This is a genomic window from Ectothiorhodospira marina (assembly GCF_900109495.1).
In the GTDB taxonomy this organism is placed as follows: Bacteria; Pseudomonadota; Gammaproteobacteria; order Ectothiorhodospirales; family Ectothiorhodospiraceae; genus Ectothiorhodospira; species Ectothiorhodospira marina.
Map to the genome: position 1 here is coordinate 63,007 of NZ_FOAA01000010.1, position 25,922 is coordinate 88,928.

General features: G+C 65.5%; 14 protein-coding genes. 4 read left to right on the forward strand and 10 right to left on the reverse strand.

Annotation, left to right across the window (positions count from 1 at the left end; all coding sequences use genetic code 11):
- Positions 1-10: 10 nt before the first annotated feature.
- The 8 genes from fliG to BMY52_RS09725 all read right to left on the reverse strand — a co-directional run bounded on the left by fliG (position 11) and on the right by BMY52_RS09725 (position 10,693).
- Positions 11-1,018, reverse strand: coding sequence for a flagellar motor switch protein FliG (fliG, locus tag BMY52_RS09690; RefSeq protein WP_090253861.1), 1,008 nt, complete (start codon positions 1,016-1,018; stop codon positions 11-13).
- Complete coding sequence (gene fliF / locus BMY52_RS09695; protein WP_090253863.1) at positions 1,008-2,663, reverse strand: flagellar basal-body MS-ring/collar protein FliF; 1,656 nt, start codon at positions 2,661-2,663, stop codon at positions 1,008-1,010. Before fliF ends, fliG begins: the two co-directional genes overlap by 11 nt.
- Before the next feature lie 19 nt (positions 2,664-2,682).
- Positions 2,683-3,012, reverse strand: a complete 330-nt coding sequence (gene fliE / locus BMY52_RS09700) for a flagellar hook-basal body complex protein FliE (RefSeq protein ID WP_090253865.1) — start codon at positions 3,010-3,012, stop codon at positions 2,683-2,685.
- 73 nt (positions 3,013-3,085) lie between these two features.
- Positions 3,086-4,114, reverse strand: a complete 1,029-nt coding sequence (locus BMY52_RS09705; protein WP_090253867.1) for a sigma-54 interaction domain-containing protein — start codon at positions 4,112-4,114, stop codon at positions 3,086-3,088.
- A gap of 142 nt (positions 4,115-4,256) precedes the next feature.
- Complete coding sequence (locus tag BMY52_RS09710) at positions 4,257-5,747, reverse strand: sigma-54 dependent transcriptional regulator (RefSeq protein WP_245740760.1); 1,491 nt, start codon at positions 5,745-5,747, stop codon at positions 4,257-4,259.
- Between the two features lie 132 nt (positions 5,748-5,879).
- Positions 5,880-6,437 carry a PilZ domain-containing protein gene (locus tag BMY52_RS09715; protein ID WP_090253869.1) on the reverse strand — a complete coding sequence of 186 codons (558 nt, stop codon included), beginning with the start codon at positions 6,435-6,437 and terminating at the stop codon, positions 5,880-5,882.
- Between the two features lie 78 nt (positions 6,438-6,515).
- Positions 6,516-7,781 (reverse strand): alginate export family protein, encoded by a 1,266-nt coding sequence (locus tag BMY52_RS09720; RefSeq protein ID WP_245740762.1) that lies wholly within the window; start codon positions 7,779-7,781, stop codon positions 6,516-6,518.
- Between the two features lie 164 nt (positions 7,782-7,945).
- The gene (locus BMY52_RS09725; protein ID WP_143050459.1) at positions 7,946-10,693 is read right to left on the reverse strand and encodes a hypothetical protein; all 2,748 of its coding nucleotides are present in this window, start codon (positions 10,691-10,693) and stop codon (positions 7,946-7,948) included.
- 460 nt (positions 10,694-11,153) lie between these two features.
- On the opposite strand from BMY52_RS09725, the gene BMY52_RS09730 reads away from it, so the two are divergent.
- The 4 genes from BMY52_RS09730 to recD are packed head-to-tail and all read left to right on the forward strand — an operon-like array spanning position 11,154 to position 22,127.
- On the forward strand, positions 11,154-12,539 hold the full coding sequence (locus tag BMY52_RS09730) for a pyridoxal phosphate-dependent decarboxylase family protein (RefSeq protein ID WP_090253875.1): 1,386 nt from the start codon (positions 11,154-11,156) through the stop codon (positions 12,537-12,539).
- Positions 12,540-12,541: 2 nt separating this feature from the next.
- Positions 12,542-16,090 (forward strand): exodeoxyribonuclease V subunit gamma, encoded by a 3,549-nt coding sequence (recC, locus tag BMY52_RS09735; protein WP_090253877.1) that lies wholly within the window; start codon positions 12,542-12,544, stop codon positions 16,088-16,090.
- The gene (gene recB / locus BMY52_RS09740) at positions 16,087-19,983 is read left to right on the forward strand and encodes an exodeoxyribonuclease V subunit beta (protein WP_090253879.1); all 3,897 of its coding nucleotides are present in this window, start codon (positions 16,087-16,089) and stop codon (positions 19,981-19,983) included. The genes recC and recB overlap by 4 nt, the downstream gene beginning before the upstream one ends.
- A complete protein-coding gene (recD, locus tag BMY52_RS09745; protein WP_245740764.1) occupies positions 19,980-22,127 on the forward strand; it encodes an exodeoxyribonuclease V subunit alpha in 2,148 nt (715 codons plus the stop codon). The genes recB and recD overlap by 4 nt, the downstream gene beginning before the upstream one ends.
- Here the strand turns inward: recD and prpF are convergent.
- Complete coding sequence (gene prpF / locus BMY52_RS09750) at positions 22,102-23,283, reverse strand: 2-methylaconitate cis-trans isomerase PrpF (protein WP_090253881.1); 1,182 nt, start codon at positions 23,281-23,283, stop codon at positions 22,102-22,104. The genes recD and prpF overlap by 26 nt on opposite strands.
- Entirely contained in the window at positions 23,283-25,874 is a 2,592-nt protein-coding gene (gene acnD, locus BMY52_RS09755; protein ID WP_218140419.1) for a Fe/S-dependent 2-methylisocitrate dehydratase AcnD, read from the reverse strand. The genes prpF and acnD overlap by 1 nt, the downstream gene beginning before the upstream one ends.
- Positions 25,875-25,922 lie beyond the last annotated feature (48 nt).

Consider the following 25,922-nt stretch of genomic DNA (forward strand, 5'->3'; position numbering starts at 1 on the left):
TCTTGCCTCCTTAGACCATCTGCTCGGAGCCCTTGTTGCCAAGGACAATCTCGCCGGCCTCGGCCATGCGGCGGGCGATGCCAAGGATTTCCTTCTGGGCCGCCTCCACTTCGCTCAGGCGCACCGGACCCTTGGCCTCGAGATCGTCCTGCAGCATCTCGCCAGCCCGCTTGGACATATTCTTGAAAATCCTGTCCTTCAAGTGCTCATCCGCCCCCTTCAGGGCCATCACCAGGGAATCCGTGGACAGCTCCCTGAGCAAGGACTGGATACTGCGGTCATCGAGATCCGCCAGATTACCGAACACGAACATGAGATCCTGGATCTTCTGACTCAACGCTTCATCCACATCCCGCACCTTATCCAGTATGGAGCCTTCCTTGGAGGAATCCATGAAGTTGAGGATGGTGGCTGCGCTCTTGATCCCACCGACACTGGACGACTTGACGTTCATGTTGCCTGCGAACTGTCGCTCCAGAATCTCGTCCAGCTCCTGCAACGCGGTCGGTTGCACACCGTCGAGTGTCGCAATGCGCATGAGGATGTCCGGCTGCGTCCGATCCGGCAGGAAGGAGAGTACCGAGGCCGCATGATCAGGGTCCAGGTAGGACAACACGATGGCGATGATCTGAGGGTGCTCAAGGCGAATCACCTCGGCGACCGCCCGCGGATCCATCCACTTGAGGGATTCAAGGCCCTTGGAGTTGCGGCCCAGCAGGATCCGGTCGATGACGCCATCCGCCTTATCCTTACCCAGCGCGCTGTTGAGCACACTGCGAATGTAGTCGTCAGAGCCCATCCCCAGGGCTGTCTGCTCATCCACCGTGGCGACGAAATCATCCACCACCTGCGCCACGTCCGATTTCGAGACGTTGGTCAAGGAGGCCATGGCGGTCCCGACGCTCTGGACCTCCTTGGGTCCCATGTGCCGCAGTACCTCCGCTGCTGCCTCTTCGCCCAGGCTCATCAGAAAGACTGCGGCGCGATTCGGACCGCTCAATTTGCTTTTAGGCTCCATCTTCCGCCACCCAGTTTTTCACCACTTGAGCCACCAGTTTAGGATCATCCTTGATCAATTCACGCACCCGCTCCAGGTTCGTCTCGTAGTCACGGTTACCCTTGCCGGGCAACGCCATGGGTTCATCCCCCTGACTGGTCAGGCTGAGCTGGTCTTCTCCCACCTCACCCTCACCGGCGGCCTTGCCCTCTTCGTCCTCTTCCTTGCCGGCAGCCCCCTGGGCAGCCAGCCCCTTGAGCAGTGGCCGCACCACCAACAGGATTGCCAACAGGGCCACCAGAGCCAGTAGGGCCGTGCGGGCCAGTTCCTGCGCCCAGGCCTGCTCCCATACAGGTGGCTCGGGCAGCGGCTCAGGCTCCGGTTCCACCCGGAAAGGCGCACTGATCACATTAACACTATCACCGCGCCGGGCGTCAAAACCAACCGCCTGCTGAACCAGGCCCTCGATGCGCGCCAACTCCTCCGGCGGCAGGGGCTCACGCACCATCTCGCCCTCTTCATTCATCTGTTCCTGAAAGTCGACCACCACGGCCACCGACAGGCGCCTTACCGTGCCGGGTGCCTCGCGCACATGGCTGATGGTGCGGTCCACTTCATAGTTGCGTGTCCCACTGCGCCGCGACGAACCCGGCAACTCCGCGCCAGGATCCATCACCCCCTCACCCTCGGCGCCCAGTTCACCGCCGGCAGGTGGCTGATTGGTCAGAGCCCCCGGAATGCCCATGTCCCCCCCCACTCCACCCCGGGTATCTTCCTCCATATACTGTTCGCTGCGCAGTGCGGTGAGTTCCGGGTCGTAGTTCTCGATGGTGCGTTCAATACGAGAAAAGTCGAGATCCGCGGACACACGCGCCCGCACGCCGTCCTCGCCAACAATGGGAGCAATGATGTCCATCACCCGCTGCGACAGATCCTCTTCCATCAAGCGGGTGAACTCCAGGTTGCGAGTGGACAGGGTCATGCCATCGTCCTCGACATCCTGTGTCATCAGCCGTCCGCGCTGGTCCACCACCGTCACACTCTCGGGCTCCATGCCCGGCACACTGGACGACACCAGGTGCACAATGCCGGCCACGCGCCGCTCATCCAGGGTGCGCCCGGGATGCAGGGTCACCACCACCGAGGCGCTGGGCTGTCCACGATCGCGCACGAATACCGTTTCGCGGGGCATGGCCAGATGCACGCGCGCCGCCTCCACGCTGGACAAGGTGGCTACGGAGCGGGCCAGTTCTCCCTCCAGGGCCCGGTGATAGCGGGCAGTCTGCACCAGCCGACTGGTGCCGATCCCTTGGTCCTCCTGCATGAGCTCGAAGCCAAAATCGCTCGACTGTGGCAGACCTTCCGTGGCCATCTGCAAACGGGCCTTGTGCACCGAATCGGCGGGCACCGTCAGGGCGCCCGATACCCGGTCCACCCGGTAGTTGATCCCCTGCTGATCCAGGGCCTGCATCACCTCGGCGCTCTCGCTTTGTCCCAGGTCTGGATAGAGGATGGTGTAGTCGGGTCGGTTGAGCCAGATGAACAGGCTCACCACCAGCGCAATCGCAGCGGCCACACCGACCAACAGGCCGATCTGGCTCTGTGCGGGCAGCCGGTTGAAACCTTCGACCTGCTGATTGAATGTGGTGGTCAGTGAAGTGGCCATAATGATGCCCTACCGGTCCTCAGACCTGCATGTTCATGATGTCCTGGTATGCGGACACCAGACGGTTACGAATCTGGGTAGTGGCCTCAAAGGCGACACTGGCCTTTTGTTTGGCCACCATGACCTGGGGCAGATCCACATCCGGATCGCCCATTTCAAAGCGCGTTGCCAGCTCACTGCTCGACTTTTGAGTCTCGCTCACCTTGTCCAGGGACTCACGCAGCATGGTGGAAAAATCCGGCTGACCGGGCTGGATCTCCCGATTCGCGGCAGGTTGCCCCTCCACCCCGGCATTCGCCGCCAGCGAACGCATCTGTTGCAACACCTGGTTGATTTGTCTGTCGCTCATGACAGTGCCCTCCACATACGATTCAATTCACGACCCATGTCGTCTCAAGCCATCTACCCACGGGAGTCGAGTTTCAAGGAATGGTCACACCGGCTTCACGCAACCTCGCCAATTTGTAACGCAGCGTGCGCGGGCTGATGCCCAACCGGGCGGCAGCGTCCTTGCGGCTGCCATCCTCCATCCGCAGTGCATCCAGAATCAGCTGCTCCTCGCGGGAGCGCAGGTTATCGCCCAGTCGCTGATCTCGAATGACCGAGGAAGATACGTGCTCGGTCTGCCCCATGAACGGTGGCTGCAGCGACGTATCCAGACCCGTCACACCCTCGAACTGAAGGGATTCAGCATCGATATCCACCCCATCCCGCAGGATCATGGCGCGCTGGATCACGTTATCCAGTTCCCGCACATTGCCAGGCCAGGGATGATCCACGAGACGGGCCGCCGCCGCCTGGGTGAGTTGTGCGTGATCGATGCCGCGCCCATGGACATGAATGAGCCGTCGCGCCAGGGGCAGAATATCGCCAGGGCGGTCGCGCAAAGGGGGAATCAGAAGGGGAAACACGTTCAGGCGGTAGTAGAGGTCTTCCCGGAACTGGCCATCGGCCACCGCCTCCTGGAGATTGCGATTGGATGTGGCAAGCACACGCACATCCACCGGACGCGGATGGCGCCCTCCCAGACGTTCCACCTCCCGCTCCTGCAATACGCGCAGCAGCTTGGCCTGCAGCCCGTGGTCCATCTCGGAAATCTCATCGAGTAGCAGGGTGCCACCCTCAGCCAGTTCGAATTTGCCTGGCCGGGATTCATAAGCACCGGTGAAGGCACCCCGCTCATGGCCAAAGAGCATGGCCTCCAGCATATTTTCAGGGATCGCGGCGCAGTTCAGCGCTACGAAGGGGGCGTTCGCCCGGGAAGAATGGTCATGAATGAAACGGGCGAAGACTTCCTTACCTACCCCGGATTCGCCGTTGATCATCACCGTCACTTCGGACGCGGCAACGCGGCGAGCCAATGTCAGGAGATCCCGACTTCGGGGGTCTTCAGCCACCAGATCCGGAACCTCGCCATCAGGCTCCGTGGTCAAGAGGGTCATTTGACTCATTGCACCTGCTCCACATCGTGTCCTGTTGTGACCTGTCAGCGACGCAGCGCGAGACGGGCCTTTACCAGGACTTAAGCAGGTTACATGCCAAACTATTTATTCATTTACATTCAACAACTTGAAATTAACATCCGAGAAATCGTCAAGATTCTGCCGCATCTTCCGCGCGGGTAATGCCAAATTTCCGCATTCGTTCCACCAGCGTCGTGCGGCGCATGCCCAGGAGTTTTGCCGCCTGAGCCACCACGCCACCCGACTTGTCCAGGGCATCCCGGATAAGACGCATCTCCAGTTCACCCATATATTCCTTGAGATCGAGACCTTCATCAGGGACACCGTCGCTGGCGGCTCCTCCAACGCCGCTCGCCATGAAGGGACTCGACACCTCCCCGGCCTGTTCCAGTTCATCCTCACTGAGGTCGCTACGGAACTTTCGAGGCAGATCCATCGGCTCCACGGTCCCACCCGGGTGCATGATCGCCAGGCGCTCCATGAGGTTGGCCAGTTCGCGTACGTTGCCCGGCCATGGGTGCCGGGCCAGCACCTGGAGTGTGCCGGAAGACAGGCGCACGCACCCCCGCCCCTCGGCCTCCATGCGGCGGAGCAGTTCACTGATCAACAGCGGCAGGTCTTCGATACGCTCTTTCAGGGAGGGCACTTCAATGGGAAATACATTGAGTCGATAGTAAAGATCCTCACGGAACCCACCCTCCTCAATGGCCGACTCCAGATCGCGATGGGTGGCCGCGATAATCCGGGCGTCCGTGGTCAGGGTCTTGGTGCTACCCACCCGCTCGAAGGTCCGTTCCTGCAACACCCGCAGCAGCTTGACCTGCATGGGCACAGGCATGTCACCGATTTCATCGAGGAACAACGTCCCGCCCTGAGCCAGCTCAAAACGCCCAGGGCGGGCACTGATCGCCCCCGTGAAGGCACCTTTCTCATGCCCGAACAACTCGCTCTCCAGGAGTTCACCGGGAATGGCGCCACAATTGACGGCCACAAAGGGCTTGCCCTGCCGGGCAGAGCAATTGTGAATATTGCGGGCCACCACTTCCTTACCGGTCCCCGTCTCACCAAGGATCAGCACATTGGCATCCGTAATGGCCACCTGCTCAATGTGATCACGGATACGTTGCATATGCCGATTACAGCCCACCAGGGACTGATAGAGCGCCTGTCGAACCCGGCCACTCAGATCCACACCATTCACCACCAGATGCCGGGCGCGCTGCAGGGTATCGGACCATTGCGTCACGCGTGGCGGATAATCCAGACGACGCAGCAAACGGGGGGCAACCTCCTCCGGGAGGGCGCCGAACTCACTCTCGTCACCCACCAGCGCGATGGGCAGCGGCAGTCCCTCATGGCTCTTCAACGCCTCAAGGGATTTCAGGTCCCGAGCACTTCCCACACAGCCACTGACCAGAACCATCAGCCAGGACGTATCCGTATCCAGACCCGTGGCCACATCATCCAGCGAGACCACCACGGGATCGCATTCCATGAATTCCAGGACGGTCCTGAGTTGCTGAACGCGCTCTGGCTGGCTGGCAAGCACCATGACGCTCCGCGGCATCCGCGGCAGCGGCGTATCGATCATGTTGAATGTGCCTGTATCGTCAATTGCCATGAAATTGTCAGCCGGAAGCAATCGCTGGGCCCGCAGGATAAACCCAAAACCTCACTCATGTCCCACCAGGCCTGCCCCTGACAGGTTCGCTTCCGTTATACCGCACCATGTCACCGACAAGCGGAAGCCCGGTCAGCGGGACCGGGACTGGGCCACGCTGCGGCGGTGTCGCCTGAATACCAGCTTCTGGATACCCTCTTCAAGTAACGGGCTGAGGCCACGAAACCGCACGGAAATCTCGTAACCCTCCGGCAACGCCTGGCACGAGGCCACCTCGCCGTAGAGCTCCAGCGGCCGTGGGAATTGCGGGCACAGGTGCCAGTGCATGCGCAGCATCTGGCCCGGCTCCAAGCGCTCTCCTTGCACCCACCCCAACCCCTCCGCAGAGATCCGCATGTTCACCGGATCCGGTGACGTCACCTGTGTGTGCAGCAAGGACCCCAGCATCTCGAGAATCACATTGAGCTTGGTCTCGATGCGAGCCAATTCATGGGAGATCTCGCTCCCAAGTTCTTCATTCACCCGCGAAGAGGCGTCATCCAGGCTGACATACACCCTCAGCAGACCCTCATTGGCCTCATTGATGCGGGCCAGTTCCTCCCCCTGGGGCAAGGCCTCCACGGTGCTGTGCAGGATCGGCAGGCGATCCTGAATCACGAGCACATCCTGGAAGGGATCGCTGACGGTCATGAGGACATTCCAGCAATGACCAGCCGGCAGCGCAAGAGTCCCACCCCTGCCCCGTGATCGGTGCCCCGTACCGCCAACCTAGAAACTGTATTCAATATTGGCCCGAAGGAAATGGGCATCATCCGCCCCTCTTGCATGGTAATGACCGGGATCCAGGAACTCGGCCCACAGGTGGCCGCGCAGATTCTCGGCCAGGTTCACCCCCAGCACCGCGGTAAGCAGGTCGCCGCGCAGATCACCATTGCCCGGGCCGTCCCTTTCATCCGCGTACATCCGATGATAGCGAAGTTTCAGGGAAGTGCTTGGTGAAGGTTTCATGTCCAGGCCCACAAAGGGAGCCTTCAGATTGCTCCAGCCGGCCACCCCGAACTCACTGCCGATAAAGCCATAGGCATACAGCTCACTGAACTGCGGCCAGCGAGAGAACACCGGGCGCCATCCCTCGTTATCCGCGGTCCCCCCTTCATTGCCGGAAAGATAGTAAAAGCCGGCAGTGAACGCAGGCCGGGTTTCACCCCACATGTCGGGCCGGAGCGTGACCGAGGCATCCAGCAACTCACCCTTGAGATCATCCTCCTCCTGACTGCCCCGCTGTACGGCCATCTCCAGATTGGCGGACCACCGGCCCCAGTCGGGGGCCGCGCGAACACCCACGGTGTGGAAATCGGCATCGGCCTCGATCCCCTGCCTCGGGTAGCTACGGTCCTTTTCTTCCTTATAGATCCAGTAATACTCCAGAGGCATGTCCTCCACCCCCTCATAACGCCCATACAGCCCCGCCGCCGCCTCGTCGTGCTCGATCAACGTCAGTTGCGGTTCCCGGTTGAGGGTCAGCGAATCCTTGGCCTCATTATAGATGGCCAGCAAATCCACACTGTGCTCCGGCCCCAGGGCCACGCTAGCCTTGATGGCATTGTAAAACAGGCTGCGGGAACCATCCCGCGGGGTACCGTTGAGCAGGATGTTGCCCGTACCGTAGATCAGTTCCTGGCGGCCCAGACGCAGGTCCACCCTGCCCCCCGCCAGGTTGTTGATATCCACATAGAGCAGATCGGGAACGATCTCGCCCAGCGGGTCGTGATCGCGGGTGTACTGACGATCCTTGTCGTAGAAGCGGAATTCGTTCATCAGCCGGCCATTGAACTGGATGTCCTCGCTGAACGCATAGCTGGCCCACAGGCGGGTGCGGGTGCGATTGAAGAGTTGATCCACCTCGGCTGGCACCGTCATGGGAATATCCTTCAGATCCGTCACCCGGACTCGAAGATCCCCCCCCCAGTCCCACTCGGCCGTGGCCACGCCCGTCCCCATGCCAATGGACAGCGCCAGCGCACCTGCCACCATCGAAACCACCTTTCTCCCCATACTCCCCCCGAGTCGTCTTGTTCTAAAAAAACTGCTCCTTTTCCATGGAATTTTTCAGGGGTGAGTTATTACCATGGTAAATAACGATTTTCCAGCGGCTCATGATCATCCCTTGATCTGTCTCGCCTGCTTCTCCATAAGCGCTATTCCCGCAGGGTGGATGCCTGCCCCGATTGCATCTGCAAGCCCACCCGCGCCGCCCGCCGGATGCTCTCCAGCAACGCCTGCTTGCCTGTGCCCGTACAGGGGATCCACGGACGGGGCGGATCGTTCAGGGCCTCGCGCAGGGCGCGGCCCAGGGTGGTGCGCATCATGGTCATCAGCACCACGGCATCGGCATCGATCGCCTGGCGCTTGAGCACATCCACGTCCCTTCCCCAGTTGGAAGACCAGCCCGTGTGACGAAACGACACCACCACCCCCGGCCATTCCTCGGCCAGGGTGCGGCTGATGGTGTCGGTATAGCGGGCCTGGATCTCGTTACCCCCCACGAACAGCACCTTCACCGGGGCGCCCACCCGCAACTGTTCTTCCAGGTCGGCATCGTCACCCTCGTCCGAGGCCGTGTCCGGCAGATGCAAATCGGCAAAATACTCACCCGGGGCATCACACTCCCGAAATAGATCCAGCGCCTGGGCCGCCTCCATGGGGCGGGTGTCACGCAGGGCGTAGAACAACGCCCGCAACTGGGCGAAGGCCTCTGGATCCCGGCCCAGGCGTCGGTAAAGACGAAACCGGGAGCGAAGGATCTCCACCTCCGACCAGGCTGGATCCAGGCGCTCGGGGTGCTCCAGCCACTGGAGCATGGGCTCGCAGAAACGCGAATCCTGGGCCAGGGCCTCCATGGCATCCAGCCCCTCCTGGGCCACATCCACGCGCCCTGCCGACAGGGCGGCCGGCACCAGCACCGACCAGACACGCCACTGTTCGATACCGGACTTGTCGCCGCTATTACGCGCAAGGGTGAGGAGTTCGTCCTGCAGATACACCGACCCGGCGAACCACTCAGGTCGATCAATCATGGTCAGCGACGATTCCCCCCCGTGACGCCAGACGCACTCGGCAATCTCCGTGGCCAGTCGAGGCTCCACCAGGTCGGCCGATTCCAGGAAACGCTGCACACCCCAGCGGGGCAAGCGACCGGTTTCGTTGGCGATGGCCCGCCAGGACTCGATAGCGGCACGGGCCGAGCCCTGGTCCAGGCGGGCCATCATCAGCACCGCCTGCATGAATCGGCATTGACCCAGCAACCCCAGCCGCTCGTAGGCTGTCGATGCGGTATCGCTCATCATGCCGATCAGGGCCTCATTCACATGCACCAGAGCCCGATCACGGACTGCGTCCTGGCCATCCGGTCCGGACCAGCGCAGGAACTCCAGCACCGCCAGGGCGTGATGGGCATTGATGGCCAGGCGCTCGAAGCGATCCACCGCCTGGCGGAAATAGGCCTCACCGTGCTCCAGTTGCACCAGGGTGTTGGCACACCGCTCCGGATCGTCCGGCAGCACCACATCCGCCAGTGACCGGAAGCCTCCGCTCACCAGCCCCCGATCGGCCAGCAGGCAGGGGGTATTCACCCGGTCTTCCTCGATGAGCCGCGCGAAGATTTCACGGGCGCCGATGAAATTCCCCTGGGCCTGCAATGCCTGACCCAGGCGACGCTCCAGCAGGGTATCCATGCGCTCCCGCTGATCCGGGTCCAGCTGCACATAGGGCAAGCCCTGACGCAGTTCCACCAGCAGCACATTGGCCAGGGCCGGATCGCCCTCACGGATGGCGGTGGTGGCCTTATCCAGGATCAGGGAGAAGGTGGCCGGGCTGAGATGCGAGCGCTGACCGCGCAGCAGTTGCATGGCCTCTCGATCATAGCCCTGCTCCAGCAGGTAGCCGTAGACCTCGTTGATGAGCCCCGCCCCGGCACCGCCGGGTGTCTTGGCCGCGCCCCGGAATACCCCGCCATGACGCGCCAGTATTGCCTTGACAGCATCATGGTCCCGCTGCCGCACATGGGCGCTGAGCACACCGGAGAGATACCACTGGCGCTGCTCGTCATCCATCTCCCGGCGAGCGGCGTCGATCTCCCTCTCCGGCAACAGGGCATCCATGAAACCCAGATGGAAATAGGTACGCTGCCGTGTGGTATCCAGGGCATGGACCGACTCCACCAGGTCCACCAGTTCGTTAGGCTTCAGGGCCCGGTCGTCACCGTTCAGGGTCGCCAGGATCTGATCCAGGATCACCCGATCCAGTTGGGTGAAGTCCTCCGACACCTCCAGGGTGTCGGCGATCTGGGCATCCACCACCGCCTCCTGGGCGCGGGCGGCCTCCTCTTCCTCCATGGCCCGGGTCAGTTCGGGCAGGACCGGATCCAGGAAATGCCACAGTTGCGGATCCATCTGCGTGAGCACGCGAAAGTAGATGGCCACCTCGCGCGCGCTGAATTCCTCCACCAGGGTCTGCGTGGTGGCCTGCACATCCCCGGGAGCGCGGATCCTTGAATCCCCCCCCACCACGAAGCCGCGGTCATCATGGGGCACGCCACACAGGTCCAGGAACCGGCACATGATGGGCGACTTGTAATCGGCAAAATACCCCAGGAACAGCAGCGTCCACTCCCGGGCGCCGAACAGGGTGGGCGCATTGGGCAGCAGCACACCGGCCAGTTGCGGATTCTTCATGCGACGCAGGGTTTCGACCCGGAAACGCTTGCGCCGCGCCAGGGTCTTGAGGGTGGTATCACAGACCATCTCCAGGCGCGAAGCGGGATCCCGCAGTCGCTCAAGAAAGGAGAGCATCGCCCGATGCTTGTCTCCCGGTTCCAGGCGGTTCCAGATGGCTTTCCAGTCACTCAGGCCCGTCTGGGGCATGGGCTCTATCGCTGTCCTGGCCATGGGGCCGCCTCCTGACCAGGGGCCACTGCAACGCGCCCCGACCGATCATCCAGGCCATTTGGCTGACGAAGCGTTTTTCCTGATACTGGGAATGGATACATGCCCCGATCATACTAAGCCCCACTCCCTACAAGCCAGCGTACCGCTTCGGGGGCGTGCCATTGACCCGGTGAGTATCGAGTAGGGGCCCTTCCAGTAGGGGCGCTTCCAGCAGGGACCCTTCGAGTAGGGGCCACCTACCAGTAGGGGCGCTTCGAGAAGCGCCCGGCCGGCGCTGCGGATGCCACCACCCCCACCCGATGGATCACCCGCGCCAGACACTCCGCCGGGGCCGTTCACGAACGGCCCGTACAGCGCTCCCTACGAGCACACCCTCTCCCCAGGACCAGCGGGTAACGATGGCGGAACAGGACTCCAACTCAGTACACTGGCCCATCGCAATGGAGCCAAGGACTCACCGATGAACCATGATGACCTGCAGGACTGGTCCAAACGGGCGGCGGACTGGATCCACGACTATCATCAGGGCCTGCGTGACCGGCCCGTGCGGGCGCAAACCCGTCCCGGCGACACCCGCGCCCAACTCCCCGGCCAGGCCCCGGAAAAGCCCGAGCCCATGGAGGCCATCTTCGACGACTTTGCCCGCATCGTGCCCGATGCCATGACCCACTGGCAGCATCCGCGGTTCTTCGCCTACTTCCCCGGCAATGCCTCGCCCGCCTCCATGCTGGCCGAGCAACTGGCCAATGCCATGGCCGCCCAGGCCATGCTCTGGCAGACCTCGCCGGCAGCCACGGAGATGGAAGAGGTCATGGTGATCTGGCTGCGGGATGCCCTGGGGCTGGACCCGCACTTCACCGGCACCCTGCACGACAGCGCCACCACCGCCACCCTCTCCGCCATCCTCACCATGCGCGAGCAGGCATTGAACTGGCTGGGCAACGCCCAGGGGCTGCAGGGGCAGCCGACGCTGCGCCTCTATGCCTCCAGCCATGTGCATTCCTCCATCGACAAGGACGTGCGCATCGCCGGCATCGGTCAGGAGAACCTGGTCAAGATCCCCACCGATGCCGGACACGCCATGGACATGAAGGCCCTGGACGCTGCCATCCGCGCCGACCGTGAGGCCGGCCATCTGCCCGCCGGCATCATCCTGTGTATGGGCGGCACCGGGATCGGTGCCTGCGACCGCATCGCCGATGGGGTTGCCGTGGCCCGGGTGCATGGTCTGCCCACCCATGTGGATGCCGCCTGGGCCGGTTCAGCCATGATCTGCCCGGAATACCGGCACCTGTGGGAAGGCATCGACGGTGCCGACAGCATCGTCTTCAACCCTCACAAGTGGCTGGGCGTGCAGTTCGACTGTTCGGTGCAGTTCCTGGCCAATCCCGACCCCCAGGTCCGCACCCTGGGCCTGCGCCCTGACTACCTGAAGACCCTGGGCAAGTCCGAGTCCATGACCGACTTCAATGAATGGACCGTGCCCCTGGGCCGGCGCTTTCGCGCGCTGAAGATCTGGTTCACCCTGCGCGCCTATGGTCTGGAAGGCCTGCGCCAGCGCATCCGCAACCACGTGGCCTGGGCCGAGGAGCTGGCCGAGACCCTGGCCACCCTGCCAGGCATCCAGATCGTCACCCACCCGCAGCTGTCGCTGTTCAGCTTCGCCCTGGACTCGGGCGATGCCGCCACCGAGGCCCTGCTCAAGCGCATCAACGATGATGGGCGCGTCTATCTCACCCAGACCCGTCACCATGGCCGTCTCATCATCCGCGTCCAGGTGGGGCAGTTCGACTGTACCCGCGAGGATGTCATGTGCGTGTACGAGGTCGTGAAGGAACTGCTTTGACCATGGACACCGCCCACACGGACGCCTGGCCCACGGGCTTCATGCTCATCCAGGGGAATCGCCTGGAGGCCCTCGGGGACCTGATGACCACCTGGATGCGCAGCCACCCGCTGCGCCCGCTGGAGAACGAGGTCATCCTGGTGCAGAGCAACGGCATCGGGCAGTGGCTCAAGCTCGCCCTGGCCCGGGATGCGGGGGATGCGGGCAGTGGCTGCGGCATCGCCGCCGCCCTGGAGGTCACCCTGCCCGCCCGCTTCATCTGGAACACCTACTGCCAGGTGCTGGGCGACCTGCCGGATGTCTCCGCCTTTCACAAGGCCCCCCTGGGCTGGCGGCTGTACCGCATGCTGGGGGATCTGGATGCCCTGGCGACGACGCCGGGCACCATGGATCAGCTGCAGCCCCTGCGGGGCTTTCTGCACACGGACGACGATGTGCGCCGGCGCCATCAACTGGCCATGCGCCTGGCGGACCTGTTCGACCAGTACCAGGTGTATCGCAGCGACTGGCTGCAGGCCTGGGAGGCGGGCGAGGATGTGCTCATCCGCCCCGATGGCCGGACGGATCCCGTGCCCCAGACCCAGCGCTGGCAACCCCTGCTGTGGCGGGCCCTGCTCGAGGACATCGCCCGGGATGAGCACGACCCCGGCGACAGCCGCGCGGCCATCCACCAGCGATTCCTCAAGGCCTCCCGGTCCTTCACCTTGGCCAACCGGCCCGCCGGGCTGCCCCGCCGGGTGATCGTGTTCGGCATCTCCTCCCTGCCCCGCCAGACCCTGGAGGTACTGGAGGGCATCGCCCCGGTCAGCCAGGTGATGCTGTTCGTCCATAACCCCAGCTGCCACTACTGGGGGGACATCATCGAGGGCCGGGACCTGTTCCGCCGCGGTTATCGGCGCCTGAGCGCCCGCAAGGTGCCCGACGGCGTGGAACCCGATGAGATGCACCTGCACGGCCACCCCCTGCTGGCCGCCTGGGGCAAGCAGGGCCGGGACTACATCCGCCTGCTGGATGAACACGACCAGCGGGAACAGTACGAGGCCCACTTTCAGGCCCAGAGCCTGTCCATCGACCTGTTCGAATCCCCGGGCCAGGACACCCTGCTGCAGCAACTCCAGGACGACATCCTGGAACTGCGCCCCCTCAGTGAGCGCCGCGCACTGGCCACCACCATCGACCCCGACGCGGACCGCAGCCTGGAATTCCTGGTGGCCCATGGTCCGCAGCGGGAGGTGGAGGTGCTGCACGATCAGCTGCTGGATGCCTTCCAGCAGGCCCACGCTCAGGGTAGCCCCCTGCCCCCGCGGGAGATCCTGGTGATGGTGCCGGATGTGGAGACCTACGCCCCCCACATCGAGGCCGTCTTCGGGCGCATCGGCCCGGGCGACCCGCGGCATATCCCCTTTCATATTGCCGACCAGGGACAACGCCACCGCAACCCGGTACTGATCGGGCTGGAGCGTCTGCTCAACCTGCCCCAGGCCCGATTCTCGGTCAGCGATATCCTGGATCTTCTGGACATCCCGGCCCTCAGGGACCGCTTTGAGATCTACGAGGCCGACCTGCCCCGGCTGCGCCAGTGGATACAGGGCGCGAACATCCGCTGGGGCCTGGACGCCCGCCAGCGCACCGGCCTGGGTCTGCCCCCGGGCCTGGAACAGAACACCTGGCAGTTCGGCCTGCGCCGCATGCTGCTGGGCTTTGCCAGCGATGATGCCGGCCCCTGGCGGGGGGTGGAACCCTACGATGAGGTGGGGGGCCTGGAGGCGGCGATGATCGGCCCCCTGGATCAGCTGCTTCAGACCCTGGGCGAGGCCTGGCGCACACTGCAGACCTCCCGCACCCCCCAGGCATGGATGGGCGTGATCCTCCAACTCATGGATGACTGTTTTGCCATCGACAGCGACGCGGATCACCGCGCCATCACCCGCGTGGGCCAGGCCCTGGAACAATGGGTGACCGACTGCCAGGCCGCCGGCGCCGATCAGGAACCCCTGCCCCTGGAGGTGGTGCGCGACACCCTGCTCAGTGCCGTGGACGAGCCCACCCTGAACCAGCACTTCCTGGGCGGGGCCGTGAACTTTGCCACCCTCATGCCCATGCGGGCCGTGCCCTTTCGGCAGATCTGGCTGCTGGGCATGAACGATGGCGACTACCCCCGCAGTCACCACCCGGCGGATTTCGACCTGATGGCCCGGGACTACCGCCCCGGCGACCGCTCCCGCCGGGAGGACGATCGCTATCTCTTCCTGGAGGCCCTGCTCTCTGCCCGGGAGCGCCTGGTGATCAGCTGGGTAGGGCGCAGCATCCGCGACAACAGCCAGCGGCCCCCCTCTGTCCTGGTGGGGCAGCTGCGCGATCACATCGCCGCCGGCTGGCGCCTGGGGCCACCCCAGGACGATGCACCCCTGGGCGGAGAGGGAGACGAAGGCACGGGGCTGATCCAGGCCCTGACCACCGAGCACCCCCTGCAACCCTTCAGTGCCCGCTATTTCGATCCCGACCGGCCCGCGCGGGTGTTCACCCACGCCCACGAGTGGCAGTCCCTCTCAACGACCCCCCTGCCCACGGTCCGCCCCCTGCCCCGACTCCCCCCACCGACGCTGGATGCCCCCATCAGCCTGGGGGCCCTGGGGCACTTCCTGCGTCACCCGGCCCGGCATTTCTACAGCCAGCGCCTGGGGCTGTATCTTCAGGAAGCCGAGCAACCCGCCGAGGATGAAGAGCCGTTCCACCTGGACGGCCTGGGCAACTGGTCCCTGCGATCGACCCTGATCGAACGTCTGACCCGGTCCGCCCCCGGAGGGCCTGCGGCGGACCCCGGCGCCCTTGACTTGTCCGCCAGCGCAGAGCGCCTGACCCGGGCCGGCGAGCTGCCCCTGCCCCCCTTCGACGCCCACTGGAGGGAAGCGCTTCTCACCCACCTGGAGCCGCCGGTGACGCAGTACCAGGCCCTGCTGTTGGATCACCCTCACGCCTGCCCGGCGCAGGGCATCGTGGTGGAGGCCGAGGGCATCACCCTGGAAGACACCCTGACCGGCCTGCGCCAGGATGCCTCGGGGGTCCGGCTGCGGGTCGTGCTGCAGGCCAGCCGACTGGTGAAGAAGGAGGATGACTACCAATGGCATCATCTGATCCGCCACTGGCCCAGCCACCTGGCCGCCCAGCTACAGGCCCCCACCACCACCTGCCTGCTGGGTCCGCAGAGCCGGGTGATCCTGCCCCCCATGGACGCCCACGCGGCCCGGGCCACGTTGATCCAGCTCATGGAGGGCTACCGGGAAGGCCTTGAAGGCCCCCTGCCCCTGCCTTGTCGCACCGGGTTCGCGGCCCTGATCGAGTGGGAGGACGGCAAGGTGAGGCCCACCCCCCAGACCCTCTATGAGGGCGACCATCAGTGGAACAGTGAGCGAGATGAGCACGACCTCTTTGCGCGCTTCTGGCCCGACTATGCCAGCCTGGCGGAGGATCCGGGTTTCGCCCGGGCCATCGAGGCCCTGTACCATCCCCTTTACCGCCATCTGATCGCACCCCAGGGGGCTCAGCCATGACCAACCCCACGACCCTGGATCCCCTGGGCTTTGCCTTTCGCGACAGCCGTCTCATCGAGGCCAGCGCCGGCACCGGCAAGACCTTCACCCTGGCCCTGCTGTACACCCGCCTGGTGCTGGGCCATGGGGATGCCCACACCGCGTTTGAGCGCGGGCTGATGCCACCGGAGATCCTGGTGGTCACCTTCACCGAGGCCGCCACCCAGGAACTGCGCGAACGCATCCGCAGCCGGTTGGTGGAGGCGGCCACCTGGTTCGAGGCGGACCCTCAGGCGCTGCCCCCCGCCGATCCCACCACGGCGGCCCACCCGCTGCATCGACTGCGCAGCGACCACCCCCCCGAGCGCTGGCCCGGCTGCGCGCGCACCCTGCGCCTGGCCGCCGAATGGATGGACGAGGCCATGATCTCCACCATCCATGGCTGGTGTCAGCGCATGCTCAAGGAACACGCCTTCGAGACCCGGGGGCTGTTCCAGCGGGAGGTGACCACCGACCAGACCGACCTGATCAACCAGATCCTCAGGGACTACTGGCGGGTGCATTTCTACCCCCTGCCCGCCGCCGAGGCCCGCTGCATCCGTCAGGCCATCACCTCGCCCGAGCACCTGCACGGACACCTGCTCCCCTGGCTGCGCCAGCGGGATGCCGGGCTCTCCTACCAGGGCCACCCCCTGCACTGCCCGGACCTGCGTCCGGCCCTGGACCGGGCCCTGGAGCGCCAGGCCCGGCAGGACCAAGTGGACACCCTGGAACAGGCGGCCCGGGAACAGTGGCAGGCCGACCGGCAGGCCATCGAGGCCCATTTATGGACACTGCAGCCTCACCTGAACGGCACCCGCCATGGCAGCGCCCAGCCGGAAAAATTCACCGAGGTGCTCAAGGAGATCCAGGCCTGGAGCGAGGGTGAGACCGCTCCCAACCGGCTGCGCCACTTTGCCCAGGGGGCCTTTGGCTTCAAGGCCAAGGCCCCGGTGCAGGAGGAGATGCTGCACCCGGCCTTTGCCGCCATCGCCCAGTGGCAGCAGGCGGCACGCGAACTGGAAGCCCCCGACGGACACACCGAGCCGCCCCTGAAGGCCTGCATCCTGGCCCATGCCAGCGAATGGGTGGGCCGCGAACTCACGCAGCGACTGCGTCAGCAGGCACAGATGGGCTTTGATGATCTGCTGCGGGAGATGGATATCGCCCTCACCCCCAGCAGTGATGACGAGGCTGCCGACCCGGCCAGGCACCTGGCGGCCACCCTGCGCCACCAGTTCCCCGTGGCCCTGATCGACGAGTTTCAGGACACCGATCCCATCCAGTACCGGATCTTCGATCGGGTCTATGGCGCTGCGGCCACTCGGGACGCCCAGGCCCCCACCGCCCTGGTCATGATCGGCGACCCCAAGCAGGCCATCTATGGCTTTCGGGGCGCCGACATCCACAGTTACCTGGCGGCCCGCGAGGCCACCCGGGGTCGGCATCACACCCTGGCCACCAACTACCGTTCCACCCAGGGGATGGTGGAGGCCTGCAACCGACTGTTCACCCACGCCGAGGCGCACCCCAGGGGCGCCTTTCGCTTCCGCCCCGAGACCGGGGATGACGCCGAGAACCCCATCCCCTACCAGCCCGTGTCGGCCCAGGGTCGCCAAGAGACCCTGATCCTGGACGGTGCCCCGCATCCGGCCATGACCTTCTGGATGATGGACTCGGACGAGGGACCCGTCTCCCCCGACAGCTATCGGGAGACCCTGGCCGCTGCCACCGCCTCGCGCATCGTGCAGTGGCTGGAAGCGGCCCGCCTCGGTGAGGCCGGGTTTCGCCCCGTGGAGGGCGAGGACGATACATGGAAACCGCTGCGACCCCGGGACATTGCCATCCTGGTGCGCACCGGCACCGAGGCCGCCGTCATGCGCCAGGCCCTGGCGGCGCGGCAGATACACAGCGTGTACCTGTCGGATCGCAACTCGGTGTTTCGCACCCGCGAGGCCCGGGACCTGCTGCACTGGCTGCGGGCCTGCGCCTGCCCCACCGATGAGGGCCTGGTGCGGGCGGCGCTGGGCACCAACACCCTGGATCTGCCCCTGGAGACCCTGGCCGGCTGGCAGGAGGATGAGCTGGCCTGGGAGGCCCAGCTGGAGCAGTTCCACGGCTATCAACGCATCTGGCAGCGCCAGGGCGTGCTGGCCATGCTGCGCCGCCTGATGCACGACCAGGCCCTGCCCCGTCAGTTGCTGGAGCGCGAGGAAGGTGAGCGGGTGCTCACCAACCTGCTGCACCTGGCCGAATGGCTGCAGCAGGCCGCCCGGGGCCTGGACGGGGAGCAGGCCCTGATCCGGCACCTGAGCGAACACCTGGACGCCGATGACGAGGAATTCCTGGTGCGCCTGGAGAGTGACGCGGAGCTGATCCAGGTGGTCACCATCCACAAGTCCAAGGGCCTGGAATATCCCCTGGTGCTGCTGCCCTTCATCTGTAGCTGGCGGGAGGTGAATGGGCGCACGCCCCAGGTCCCCCTGCGCCGGGACGAGGCGCGGTATATCGAGACGGCGGGCCGGAATGACTATCGCCAGGCCTGGGACGATGCCGACGATGCCCGCCTGAGCGAGGACATGCGCCTGCTGTATGTGGCCATCACCCGTGCGTGCCATGGCGTCTGGCTGGGCATCGCACCCCTCAAGAGCGGCAACACCCGCAAGATCCAGCTGGAAAAATCGGCCATGGGCCATGTGCTCAACGGCGGCAAGGCCTTCGAGAGCGCCCTGGAGCTGAAGCAGGCCATCCAGACCCTGGGCCAGGACAACCCCCATATCCAGATGGAACCGGCTCCCACCCCCGTCCCCACGCCCCTCTCGCCGCTACCGCAACCCGTCATGGACCCGGCCCGGCCGGCACCGGATTGTCGTCACGAGCCCTGGTGGATCGCCAGTTATTCCGGGCTGCGCCTGGGGCCCCTGGGAGACGGGGCAGCCGAGCCCCCGCCGGCGGCCGAGACCGCCGATGACGAACTGGGCAGGGAAGAAGGCCTGGCCGATGAACCCCCAGTGCCGCCCCCCGCCCAGCCGGCCCGAACCCACGCCGCGCCACCGGGCACGCCCCTGGCCAGGCTGCACACCCTGCCCCGGGGGCGCCAGGTGGGCAACTTCCTGCACGGCATCATGGAATGGGCAGCCACCGAGGCCCGGGCCCAAGACCCCGCCGATCGGGCAGCGGGGTTTGCCGCCGCCGCCCACTGCCCGGAGGCACGCCGGGACATGCTGGCCCGGCGCTGCCAGCTCAGGGGCCTGACCGACTGGATCGAGCCCCTGGATGCCTGGCTGGCCGCCTATCTCACCACCCCCTGGGCCCTCCCCACGGCGCCCGGAACCTCGGCCACCACGCTGACCCTGGCCGATCTGGCGCCCGAGTCACTGCAGGTGGAGATGGAATTCTGGTTCGCAGCCACCCGGGTGGACACCCGGGACCTGGATCGACTGGCCCAGGCCCATTGCCTGCCGGGCCGGCGCCGGCCCGGGCTGGACCCGGCCCGGCTCAATGGCATGCTCAAGGGCTTCATCGACCTGGTCTTCGAACACCAGGGGCGCTATTACGTCCTGGACTGGAAATCCAACTGGCTGGGCCCGGACGATCCGGCCTATTCCACGGCCGCCATGGAGGACGCCGTCCTGCATCATCGCTACGATCTGCAGTACCTCATCTACCTGCTGGCCCTGCATCGACAACTGAGCCTGCGCCTGCCGGACTACGATTATGATCAGCACATGGGCGGGACCGTCTATGCCTTTCTGCGCGGCGCCGGGGGACCGGCCCGGGGCCTGCACACCCATCGCCCGCCCCGGGCATTGATCGAGGCCCTGGATGCCCTCTTCATGGGGCAGCGCCCCACCCGGATGGGGGCGCTGGCATGATGGCGCAACACCCCGAGGCCCATCAGGAACACCCGCCCCACCCCACCCTGGCCCTGCTGGGTGAATGGGCCGCCGCCGGCGCCATCCGTGCCCTGGATCTGTCGCTGACACGCTTCATCCACACCCAGGCCCCGGAGGATGATCCCGCCGTGCTGCTGGCCATTGCGCTCACCAGCGAACGCAATGGCCACGGCCATGTGTGTCTGGATCTCGCCCAGGCCCTGCATCACCCGCAGACCCTGCTCACCCGCCTGCGGGACGATCAGCCCCTGGCCCAGGGCATCCGTCTTGCCCTGGCCCGTGAGCTGGGGGCGCTGACCCTGACGGACTGGGTGGCGCGCCTGCGGGCCAGTTCGGCCATCAGCCGTGCGGAAGATGCGCGGGACCCGGTCGATCCGCGTCCCCTGGTGCTGGATGGCGACCCGGAACGTCCCCTGCTCTACCTGCGCCGCTACTGGGCCTATGAGCAGCGCATCGCCGAAGGGATACAGGGCCGCCTGCAGCAACCGCTGCCCCTTCCCGAGACGCCGCTGGCCGGACTGCTGGACACCCTGTTCCAGCCGGCCGGCGATCGAGCAGCAGCGCCCTCGTCATCGCCAGGTCCGGGGCCGGACTGGCAGCGCCTGGCCTGCGCCCTGGCGGCCCGCAGCGGCTTTTTCATCCTCACCGGGGGGCCGGGCACCGGCAAGACCACCACCGTGGTGCGTCTGCTGGCCCTGTTGCAGCGCCTGGTAGCCGTGCAGGGCCTGCCTGCCCTGCGCATCGAGCTGGCCGCCCCCACCGGCAAGGCCGCCGCGCGCCTGAATGAATCCATCAACGCCCAGGTGAACGCCCTGCCACCCGCCGAGGGCATCGCCTCCCCGGTGGGGCCGATACCCACCCGTGTGAAGACCCTGCACCGGCTGCTGGGCCCGCAGCCCGACAGCCGGCGTTTCCGCCACCACCCGGGCAACCCCCTGGCCGCCGATGTGGTGGTGGTGGACGAGGCCTCCATGGTGGACGTGGAGATGATGGTGCACCTGCTGGATGCCCTGCGCCCCGAGGCCCGGCTGATCCTGCTGGGGGACAAGGATCAGCTGGCCTCGGTGGAGGCCGGCGCCGTGCTGGGTGATCTGTGCCAGCGTGCCCATCGGGCCCATTACACCCCCGACACCCGGGACTGGCTGGCACGGGTCAGTGGTCAGGACGTGCCGGAGCCGATGGTGGATGCAAACGGGGGGGCACTGGATCAGGCGGTGACCATGCTGCGCACCAGTCACCGCTTCAGCGATCAGGGCGGCATCGGCGCCCTGGCGGCGCGGGTGAATGCCCCGGAACAGGACCCACGCGATCCCGATGCCGCCCTGGCGGCGGTGCGCGCGGTCTTTGAACGATCGGCCGCGGAGCCCGACAGTACGCTGGGCAGTGTGGCGGCGATTCAGCTGGTGGATGAGGCCGATCCCCGTTTCGATGAACAGGTCAGGGAGGGGTATACGGGCTACCTGCAACGACTGGAACAGCGCCCGGATGATCCCGATGCGTCGGCCCGCGTCGATGCCTGGGCCCACGACATCCTTCAGGCCCAGCGGCAGTTTCAGTTGCTCACCGCCCTGCGCGATGGGCCCTGGGGTGTAACCGGGCTCAACACCCGCATCATTCAGGTGCTGCGCGCCGCCCGCCTGCTGCCCGGAGAGGCGGACGCGGGCGCCCCCGCCCAGCGTCAATGGTTTGCCGGACGACCGGTGCTCATCACCCGCAACGACTACACCCTGAACCTGATGAACGGTGACATCGGCATCACCCTGCCCGTACCGGTGCGCCAGAACGGCGAGGTGCGCACGGTACTGCGGGTGGCCTTCCCGGGCGAGGCCGGTCAGGTGCGCTGGGTGCTGCCCAGCCGCCTGCAGGCGGTGGAGACCGTGTTTGCGATGACGGTGCACAAGTCCCAGGGCTCGGAGTTCGAACACACGGCGCTGATCCTGCCGGATGCCCCCAACCCGGTGCTCACCCGGGAGTTGCTCTACACCGCCATCACCCGCTCACGCACCCGGTTCACCCTGCTTTACAGCCAGGCCTCGGTACTGGGCGAGGCCATCACCCGCCGGGTGAACCGGGACAGCGGTCTGAGTGGGCGCCTGCTCAGAAGGCATCCCCCGGCACCCTGACCCAGCCTTCCATGAGCACCCGGGCACTGCGGCTCATCACCGCCTTGACCACCTTCCATTCGCCACCCTCCAGGGTGGCCTCGGCCCCCACCCGCAGGGTGCCTGAGGGGTGGCCAAAATGGACCGAGGTGCGATCGCCGCCGCCGGCCGCTTGGTTGACCAGCGTGCCGGGGATGGCCGCCGCCGTGCCGATGGCCACGGCCGCCGTGCCCATCATGGCGTGATGCAGCTTGCCCATGGACAGGGCCCGCACCAGCAGATCCACATCACCTGCCGCTACCTTTTTGCCGCTGGAGGCCACGTAGTCCCTGGGCGGGGCCACAAAGGCGATCTTGGGGGTATGCTGGCGCTGGCCGGCCTCTTCCACCGACTGCACCAGGCCCATGCGCACGGCCCCGTGGACCCTGAGCGTCTCGAACATCGCCAGGGCCTTGGGGTCCCCGTTGATGTCATCCTGCAGTTCGGTGCCGGTATAGCCGATGTCATCGGCATTGACGAACACCGTGGGGATGCCGGCATTGATCATGGTGGCCTTCAAGGTGCCGATACCCGGCACCTCCAGGTCGTCCACCAGGTTGCCCGTGGGGAACATGGAGCCGCCACTGTCATCGGCCGGGTCCATGAACTCCACCTGCACCTCGGCGGCGGGAAAGGTCACCCCATCCAGTTCGAAATCCCCCGTCTCCTGCACCGCCCCATCGGTGATGGGGATATGGGCGATGATGGTCTTCTGGATGTTCACCTGCCAGATACGCACGATGGCGGTGCCGTTTTGGGGGATGCGCTCGGCATCCACCAGGCCGGCGCTGATGGCAAAGGCCCCCACTGCGGCGGTCAGATTGCCGCAGTTGCCGCTCCAGTCCACAAAGGGCTTGTCGATGGAGACCTGGCCGAACAGGTAGTCCACGTCATGATCCGGCTGGGTGCTGCGCGACAGGATCACCGACTTGCTGTTGCTGGACACGCCCCCGCCCATGCCATCGATCTGCTTGCCATAGGGGTCGGGGCTGCCGATCACCCGCAGCAGCAGGGCATCCCGGGCGGCCCCGGGGGTCTGTGCCACCTGGGGCAGGTCATCCAGGCGAAAGAACACGCCCTTGCTGGTACCACCCCGCATATAGGTGGCGGGGATCTTCACTTGGGGAACATGGCTCATCAGGCGCCCTCCGCTTCCAGGAAGTCCTTGGCAAAGCGCTGCAGCACGCCACCCGCTTCATAGATGGAGACCTCTTCTTTCGTATCCAGGCGGCAGGTCACGGGCACCTCCACGGTTTCCCCGTTCTTGCGATGGATCACCAGGGTGAGATTCGCCCGGGGGGCCAGTTCGCCCTTCACATCGAAGGTTTCCGTGCCATCGATGGCCAGGGTCTTGCGGGTGGTGCCGGCCTCGAACTCCAGGGGCAGCACGCCCATGCCCACCAGGTTGGTGCGATGGATGCGCTCGAACCCTTCGGCAGCGATGGCCTCCACACCGGCCAGGCGCACGCCCTTGGCGGCCCAGTCACGGCTGGAGCCCTGACCGTAGTCGGCCCCGGCGATGATGATCAGGGGCTGTTTGCGCTCCTGGTAGGTCTCGATGGCCTCCCACATGCGGGTGACCTGGCCTTCCGGTTCGATACGGGCCAGGGAGCCCTGCTTCACTTCACCGTCCACCACGGCCATCTCGTTGATGAGCTTGGGGTTGGCAAAGGTGGCCCGCTGAGCGGTCAAGTGATCGCCCCGGTGGGTAGCGTAGGAGTTGAAGTCCTCTTCCGGTAGGCCCATCTTCGCCAGGTATTCCCCGGCGGCGCTGTCGAGCAGGATGGCATTGGAGGGCGACAGGTGATCGGTGGTGATGTTGTCACCCAGCACCGCCAGCGGGCGCATGCCCTTGAGGGCGCGCTCTCCCGCCAGGGCCCCTTCCCAGTAGGGCGGGCGACGGATGTAGGTGCTCTGGGGCCGCCATTCGTACAGGGGGCTGATCTGCTGTGCCGCCTCGGTCTTCACCTGGAACATGGGCTCGTACACCTGCCGGAAGTGCTCCGGCTTGACGCTGTTGGCGATGATGGCGTCGATCTCTTCATCGCTGGGCCACAGGTCCTTGAGGGTGACCTGGTTGCCGTCGGCGTCCACACCCAGCACGTCCTTTTCGATGTCAAAACGAATGGTGCCGGCGATGGCATAGGCCACCACCAGGGGCGGCGAGGCCAGGAAGGCCTGCTTGGCGTAGGGGTGGATGCGCCCGTCGAAGTTACGGTTGCCCGAGAGCACGGCGGTGGCGTAGAGATCCCGGTCGATGACCTCCTGCTGGATCTTCGGGTCCAGGGCGCCACTCATGCCGTTGCAGGTAGTGCAGGCGAAGGCGACGATGCCAAAACCCAGCTTCTCGAGCTCCGGCAGCAGCCCTGCCTCTTCCATGTACAGTTGCACCGCCTTGGAGCCGGGCGCGAATGAGCTCTTCACCCAGGGCTTGCGGACCAGGCCCCGGGCGTTGGCATTGCGGGCCAGCAGGCCGGCCGCCACCACGTTGCGCGGGTTGCTGGTATTGGTGCAGCTGGTGATGGCGGCGATGATCACGGCGCCATCGGGCATCTTGCCGGGTTCGTTCTCCACCTTGCCGGAGATCCCCCGGGCCGCCAAGTCGGCGGTGGCCAGGCGCTTGTGGGGGTTGGAGGGGCCGGCCATGTTGCGCACCACCGTGGACAGATCAAAGCGCAGTCGGCGCTCGTATTCCACGTTCTTCAGGTCATCGCCCCACAGACCGGCCTCGCGGGCGTAGGTCTCCACCAGCTTCACCTGCTCGTCTTCGCGACCGGTGAGCTTGAGGTAGTCGATGGTCTGCTCGTCGATGTGGAACATGGCGGCGGTGGCGCCAAATTCCGGGGTCATGTTGGAGATGGTGGCGCGGTCGGCCAGGCTCAACTCCTTCACCCCTTCGCCACAGAACTCCAGGTAGGCGGAGACCACCTTCTCCTGACGCAGGAACTCGGTCAGGGCCAGGACGATATCGGTGGCGGTGATGCCCGGCTTGCGCTTGCCCACCAGTTCCACGCCGATGATGTCCGGCAGGCGCATGTACGAGGCCCGGCCCAGCATGACGCTCTCGGCCTCCAGGCCACCCACGCCCACGGCCAGCACGCCCAGGGCATCCACATGGGGGGTATGGCTGTCGGTCCCCACCAGGGTGTCGGGGAAGGCCACACCATCGCGGGCATGGACCACCGGCGACATCCGCTCCAGGTTGATCTGGTGCAGGATGCCGTTACCCGGCGGGATCACGTCCACGTTCTTGAAGGCCTTTTTGGTCCAGTCGATGAAGTGGAAGCGGTCCTCGTTGCGGCGATCCTCGATGGCGCGGTTCTTCTCGAAGGCATCCTCGTCGTAGCCACCGTATTCCACCGACAGGGAATGGTCGACAATGAGCTGCGTGGGCACCACCGGGTTCACCTTGGCCGGATCCCCGCCCCGCTCGGCGATGGCATCGCGCAGCCCCGCCAGATCCACCAGCGCCGTCTGCCCCAGGATGTCGTGACACACCACCCGCGCCGGGAACCAGGGGAAGTCCAGATCCCGCTTGCGCTCGATGTGCTGCTTCAGGGCATCGGTCAGCAGCGCCGGATCACAACGACGCACCAGGTTCTCCGCCAGCACACGGGAGGTATAAGGCAGCCTGTCATAGGCCCCAGGCGCAATGGCCTCCACGGCCGCACGGGTGTCAAAGTAATCCAGCTGGGTGCCTGGCAGTGGCTTGCGGTAATCAGTGTTCATCATGGGCAACTCAGTCAAGGGTGGTCTGGCTGGACACAGGGATTGTCG